General features: G+C 45.5%; 6 protein-coding genes. All 6 read left to right on the top strand.

The genetic code is table 11. The features are described from left to right. Positions 1 to 143: 143 nt before the first annotated feature. From EHO61_RS08105 to dmpG, 6 genes are read left to right on the top strand one after another with little or no spacing between them, the layout of a single operon-like run. Positions 144 to 1,031: an alpha/beta fold hydrolase gene (locus EHO61_RS08105; protein ID WP_210415320.1), complete on the top strand. Its 888-nt coding sequence runs from the start codon at positions 144 to 146 to the stop codon at positions 1,029 to 1,031. A 1-nt stretch (position 1,032) separates the two neighbouring features. Next, positions 1,033 to 2,016, top strand: coding sequence for a VOC family protein (locus EHO61_RS08100; protein ID WP_135813123.1), 984 nt, complete (start codon positions 1,033 to 1,035; stop codon positions 2,014 to 2,016). Positions 2,017 to 2,034: 18 nt separating this feature from the next. Then, positions 2,035 to 3,777 carry a bifunctional 3-(3-hydroxy-phenyl)propionate/3-hydroxycinnamic acid hydroxylase MhpA gene (gene mhpA, locus EHO61_RS08095; protein WP_135813122.1) on the top strand — a complete coding sequence of 581 codons (1,743 nt, stop codon included), beginning with the start codon at positions 2,035 to 2,037 and terminating at the stop codon, positions 3,775 to 3,777. 1 nt (position 3,778) lies between these two features. After that, positions 3,779 to 4,573 (top strand): 2-keto-4-pentenoate hydratase, encoded by a 795-nt coding sequence (locus tag EHO61_RS08090; RefSeq protein WP_135813121.1) that lies wholly within the window; start codon positions 3,779 to 3,781, stop codon positions 4,571 to 4,573. A 28-nt stretch (positions 4,574 to 4,601) separates the two neighbouring features. Continuing rightward, the gene (locus EHO61_RS08085) at positions 4,602 to 5,558 is read left to right on the top strand and encodes an acetaldehyde dehydrogenase (acetylating) (RefSeq protein WP_135813120.1); all 957 of its coding nucleotides are present in this window, start codon (positions 4,602 to 4,604) and stop codon (positions 5,556 to 5,558) included. After that, positions 5,555 to 6,574, top strand: coding sequence for a 4-hydroxy-2-oxovalerate aldolase (gene dmpG / locus EHO61_RS08080; protein WP_135813119.1), 1,020 nt, complete (start codon positions 5,555 to 5,557; stop codon positions 6,572 to 6,574). Before EHO61_RS08085 ends, dmpG begins: the two co-directional genes overlap by 4 nt. Positions 6,575 to 6,755 lie beyond the last annotated feature (181 nt).

The following is a 6,755-nucleotide window of genomic DNA, read 5'->3' as shown; positions in this document are numbered from 1 at the left end:
TGACAATACTATTTAATGGATGATGGTGCAAAATTAATATTAATTTAAAAATGAGAGAATTCTCATAAATAATATTTTTAACAATAACGAACGTTATGGTATAAAAGAGGAACTGTTAAGGGTTGTGATTGGGAAGAAGGATTATGGAACAAAGAAGCTCGGATTTGCAGGACGGATTTAAACTTTTACAAGTAGGGACGAGAAAAATTCAATTTTATGAAATTGGATCGGGTGAGCCCGTTTTGATGCTGCATGGAGGCGGGCCCGGAGCTTCCGGAATATCGAATTATTCTAAGAATATAGAGGCACTCGCGGAGAATTTCAGGGTGATCGTTCCTGATATGCCCGGATACGGAGGATCGACAAAAGGGATCGATCGAAAGGATCCTTTCGGGGACCTTGCCGGGTCTATGCTGCAGTTTTTAAAAGGTATAGGTATATATAAAGTTCATTTAATAGGAAACTCCCTAGGAGGGGCCTGTGCCTTGCGAATGGGATTAGAGAAGCCGAATGTAGTTTCTTCCTTGGTTCTGATGGGACCTGGAGGAGTGGATACCACCCGTTCTCTTCCTACGAAGGGGTTGAATCGCCTCTTCGACTATTATTCCGGTAAAGGGCCGAGTCTGGAGAAACTCGCGGAATTCATACGGGATTATTTGGTGTATGAGGGTTCCGAAGTACCTTCCGCTTTAATCGAGGAAAGATATAGATCTAGTATCGACCCGGAGGTTGTGAAAGCGCCCCCCTTGCGTAGACCTAAAGGGATTCCGAATTTTAAGAATTTAGATTTCACGAGAGATCCTAGACTTTCGAAATGCGAAATCCCAACCTTGGTACTTTGGGGAACGGAAGACAAAGTAAATCGATCGAGCGGAGGACCATCTTTGCAGAAGCGGATGCAGAATTGCGATCTGTACTTATTTAATAAGACCGGACATTGGGTTCAATGGGAAAGAGCGGAAGAATTCAACTCCATCACAAAATCTTTTATTTCTCTGCATTCTCAGCCAAAAGTATGGGCGAGGGGTTGATATGTCGGAAATAGATCAAAAGAACCTATTCAATTTCTCCCGATTGGGATATGCGATCATTGAATCCAATCGTTTGGACGAATGGATTGCGTTCGGTAGGGACGCAATCGGGATGCATGCGGAATATCTCTCCAGGGATGCGTTGTCTTTTAGAATGGATTCCCACACTCGAAGAATCCTGATCCAAAAGGGGAAATTGGAAGATTTTTCCGCTTTAGGATTCCAGCTTATAGGAGAAGAGTATTTAGATAAAATATTAGAAATATTGAAAAAACGAAAAGTAGAAATTAGAAAAGGAACCGAGGCGGAAGCGGTTTTGAGAGGAGTAAAATCATTTTGGGGATTTTCCGGACCCAAGGGATTGCGAATCGAGATCTTTACGGATCCGATCCTGACGGATACACCGTTGAGCATGTTATCCAAAGGTTTTGTCACGGGTCAGTTCGGAATGGGGCATGTGGCGATGGTCTCTAAGAGACCGGAAAAAACGATCGAATTTTGGAAGGAGATTTTCGGAGCTAGAATAAGCGATTCTATCCGGCAAAAATTGTCCGGAATGACCGTGGATATTACCTTCTTAAGAATGAATCCGCGTCATCATTCCGTAGCCGTCGCTTCGACAACGGGTCTTCATTTGGATCCTCTACCCACTCGTGTCCAACATTTGAATATAGAGGTGAAGAATCTGGAGGATATGACGGAAGCCTACCTTCGCTGTAGAAAACTAGGATTCGAGATCGCTCACGGGATCGGACAACACCCCAACGATTTGGAGCTGTCTTTCTATGCTATCACTCCCTCCGGTTTCGAATTGGAAGTGGGATGGAATCCTATACCGGTGAGCGAAACCGATTGGAAAGAGATGAAATACAAACAGATCAGCTCTTGGGGTCATCAGCCCGAGATTTCTACGGTCTTGCCTAGAGTAAATGAATTTCGTCGTGGGATAGCCTCGTTATTCCGTTCGGAGTATATTCCGTTTTAATATTGGAGATTTCGTATAATGGAAAAGTTTAACCGATCGAATGAAGACGTATATGACGTGGCAATTGTCGGACTCGGCCCTACGGGCTTAACTCTCGCACATATCCTGGGTAAAAAAGGGCTAAGAGTCGTTATTCTCGAAAAAGAACCGATCTTTTACGGGAATGCAAGGGCGGTATATACGGACGACGAATGTCTACGGGTGTTTCAATCTGCCGGTGTCGCGGAAGATCTGCATAAGGATATGATGTTCGACATCCCGGTCCAATTTACTCGCGAAGACGGTACGCCTATCGGTCAATACGCTCCGACGGGAACTCAGAACGGGTGGCCTATCGTTAATTTTTTGTACCAACCGTATCTGGAAACGAAACTTAGCGAGAGTTTGAGCCGATATCCAGACATAAAAATCCTGAGAGGAAGAGAGTTTCGATCACTTACGCAAGACCAGGAAGGAGTCACCGTTTATCATATCTCATCGGATGGAACGGGTTACGGTCAAAGACCGGAAAATCCGAGGCCGAAGGATCAGGAGGATGAACGGTCGGTTCGAGCCTTGTTTGCGGTCGGTTGCGATGGTGGAAGAAGTAAGGTTCGCGAGTTTCTGAACATCAAACTCAAAGGGAAGAATTTTCCGGAGCCTTGGCTGGTCGTGGATTTGAAACAGAAAAATATGGAAATGGGACTTAGGCATCTTCCTTATTTCAATTTTTATTGTGATCCGAACGGACCGGTCGTGAGTTGTCCGCAACCTGACGGTTATCATCGATTCGAATTCAGGCTGAAAGCAGGTACTTCAAAGGAATATATGGAAAGGCCGGATACGATCCGGATGTTATTGTCTAAACACGTAAATCCGGATCATTTCGAAGTGAAGCGTAGACTGGTTTATACTTTTAACGGACTTGTCGCGGATCAATGGAGGGTAAGACGGATGCTTCTCGCCGGAGACGCCGCGCATATGACCCCGCAGTTTATGGGACAAGGCATGAGTTCCGGAATCAGGGACGCCCATAATCTAGGTTGGAAACTGATCGAGGTGATCTCGGGTAGAGCGGGAGAAAAATTATTGGATACATACCAGAGCGAGAGGTATTTTCACGCAAAAGAAATGATCCTAATTTCTACTCTCTTAAAGGATGTCGTTTCTCTGGAGAATAAGTTTCTGGCCGCTTTACGCGATGCATTGTTCAAAACGGTCAAAATGATCCCGAGTTTGTACAATATTTTGAGAGAAGGAAAATTCAAGCCCAAACCAATATATAAAAAAGGAACCTATTTCGGCTTACCCAGGAATTCATCGAACTTACATGCAGGTACTTTAATGCCGCAGCCGGATCTCCAAATCTTTGACGGTTCGATCGGAAAAATGGACGAGATCGTCGGAAACTCTTACGCGTTGATCGGCCAGGGAATCGATCCGAGAAAAGGACTTTCGGATGCCTCTCTTTCTTTTTTGAACTCGCTTGGGACGAAGTACATTACGATTTATGAAAAAGGAAAAAGACCCCAAGGAATCCGAGGAATAGCTCGGAATTTCGATCCGAATCTAAGCGAGGTAGAGGATGTTTACGGCCATTTGAAACCGTGGTTCCGTAAGGCGGGATACAATCGGGGCGGAATCGTTCTGCTTCGACCCGACAAGTTCGTTTTCGGTATGGCAAAAGGAAGCGGGGAAGCACTCATAAATGAATTGGAACGCAGGCTGGATTTAAAGTCCGTTATCTCCAACATAAAAACTCGGGAGCTCGCAAAGGTTTAGAATGAACAGTATCGTCGATTCCTCTCGTATAAAATCCGCGGCTTCGGCGTTATGGAAAGCTAGAGAAAGCGGGAAGCCGATTCCGCCGATATCCCAAACGTACGGCATCCAAGGTTTAGAGATTTCTTATGAAATTGCTAAGATCAATCATTTGGAAAGATTGAAAACCGGAGTCAAGGAAATCGGAAAGAAGATCGGACTTACTTCCAGAGCCGTTCAGATTCAGCTCGGAGTGGATCAGCCTGATTTCGGAGCGCTTTTCTCCGATATGGAATATTTGGATTCCGACGAGATTCCTACCTCCAGACTTCTTCAACCGAAGGTAGAGGCGGAAATCGCTTTCGTATTGGCTCGAGATATCGAAGGAAATATGCCGAGTTACGGGGAATTTGTAAATTCGATTCTGTATGCCCTTCCTGCATTGGAAATCGTGGATAGCGCTATCGAAAATTGGAAAATCAGATTGGAAGATACCGTAGCGGACAATGCTTCCTGCGGAGTCTTTGTTTTGGGCAACCAGCCGATCGGACTAGGAAACCTTGATCTGGCGGGAGTCGGAATGACTCTCAGAAAAAACGGAAAAGTCGAATCCGTCGGCTCGGGGTCGGCTTGTTTGAATCATCCTATTCGGGCCGCGTATTGGTTATCAAAAAATCTAATAGAAAGAGGCCAAGGACTTAGGGCCGGTGAAGTCGTTCTATCCGGCGCGTTGGGCCCCATGGTTTCCGTCCAGCCTGGAGAAAATATAGACGCGGAGATCACAGGGTTAGGAAGGGTATCCTGTAGAATGATTTGATATTACATTTATAAATCAGGAAATTATTATGAAACAAAAGGTAAAAACCGCAATTATTGGATCGGGAAATATCGGAACGGATTTGATGATAAAAATTCTAAAGAAATCCCGGAATTTGGAGATGGGGGCGTTGGTCGGTATCGACCGAGAATCGGACGGATTAGCTCGAGCGGGTAGGATGGGAGTCCAGACCACGTATAAAGGTGCGGAAGGTTTATTAGAACTTCCGAATTTTCATGAAATCGGGATCGTATTCGACGCTACCTCCGCTTCTTCGCATATCGAGAACGAGAGAACGTTAAGAGAAGCGAATCCGAATATTCGAATGGTCGATTTGACTCCCGCGGCCATAGGCCCCTATTGTGTTCCGGTTGTGAATTTGGATCAGAATATAAGCCGGAATAATATAAACATGATTACTTGCGGCGGTCAGGCTACTGTTCCTATGGTATATGCCGTATCCAGGATAGCGGACGTCCATTATGCGGAAATCGTAGCTTCGATCAGCAGTAAATCCGCAGGTCCGGGAACAAGGGCGAATATAGACGAATTTACGGAGACCACTTCCAAAGCGTTGGAACTTGTAGGCGGAGCGAAAAAAGGAAAATCGATCATCGTGATGAACCCGGCGGAACCTCCTCCGATGATGAGGGACACGATTTACGTGCTTTCAGAATTGGCTGACCCATCCATAATTGAAGCGTCGATTTTAGAAATGGAGAAGTCCGTCCAAAGCTACGTGCCGGGATATCGCCTGAAGCAAAAGGTTTTGTTCGATATCGTTCCGGAAGAGAAGCCTTTGAAAATTCCCGGAGTGGGAACTTTTTCGGGATTAAAAACCACGATTTTTGTAGAAGTGGAAGGAGCTGCCCATTATCTTCCTTCTTTTGCGGGAAATCTGGACATCATGACTTCCGCCGCATTAGCGACCGGGGAGAGGATTGCCGAATTACAAAATATTAAAGTGCAAGTGGTAGCTAAATGAATCTCCCGGACGGAAAAAAGCTTTTCATTTCGGACGTGACTTTAAGGGACGGAAGTCACGCGATCCGTCATCAATATTCTCTGGCTCACGTGAAAAACATCGTACAGGCGCTTGACGACGCTAAAGTGGATAGCATAGAGATCGCTCACGGAGACGGGCTACAAGGCTCTAGTTTTAATTACGGTTTTTCGGCACATACCGACCTGGAGATGATCGAAGAGGCGGTTAAAATAGTAAGACATGCAAAAATCGCGACCTTACTTCTTCCCGGTATCGGAACCGTTCACGATCTTAAGGAAGCCTATAATGCGGGCGTTCGTTCCGTAAGAGTGGCGACCCATTGTACCGAGGCGGATATTTCCAAACAACATATAGAGCGTGCAAAACTTCTAGGAATGGACGTCGTCGGATTTTTGATGATGAGTCATATGATCTCCCCTAAGAAGCTTGCAGAACAAGGTAAATTGATGGAGAGCTACGGGGCGGAATGCATCTACATAGTGGACTCGGGTGGAGCCATGAATATGAGCGACGTTCGCGATCGCTTTCGCGCAATGAAGGACATTCTAAAACCGGGAACGGAAACAGGAATTCATGCGCATCATAATCTTTCTTTAGGAGTTGCGAATTCGATTGCTGCCGTCGAAGAGGGGTGTGATCGAATCGATGCGAGTCTTGCGGGTATGGGTGCGGGTGCGGGAAACGCTCCCTTGGAAGTGTTCATAGCGGCCGCTTCCCGGTTGGGTTGGAATCATGGAACTGATCTGTTTATTCTAATGGATGCAGCTGAGGAGTTCGTTCGTCCTCTTCAGGATAGACCCGTTCGGGTAGATCGGGAAACCTTAGCTTTAGGTTATGCGGGAGTTTATTCCAGTTTCTTACGTCACGCGGAAGAAGCGTCCCGTAAGTTCGGCGTTAAAACTGTGGATATTCTGATCGAATTAGGAAAACGAAAAATGGTAGGGGGACAGGAAGATATGATCGTGGATGTTGCATTGGATCTAGTAAGGAAATGAAGAAAGTTTCGTATGATTTTATAATTTAGAATCCAAAAAGTTCTTTTTATAAGGTTCGATCTTTCGGCCATTATCCGTCCGACCGAAAAATTCTTCTGAAAGCAAGGCTATGCTATACTTCGGTCGCTCCGCTATTTTCCCGCTTTTCGGTTGACAGGAAGAAAAAGCGGTCCCTTGCTAA

Origin of the sequence: Leptospira fluminis, from assembly GCF_004771275.1 — a bacterium.
Lineage (GTDB): Bacteria > Spirochaetota > Leptospiria > Leptospirales > Leptospiraceae > Leptospira_B > Leptospira_B fluminis.
The sequence above is the reverse complement of the archived record's forward strand: the minus strand, read 5'-3'. Positions and strand labels throughout refer to the sequence as shown.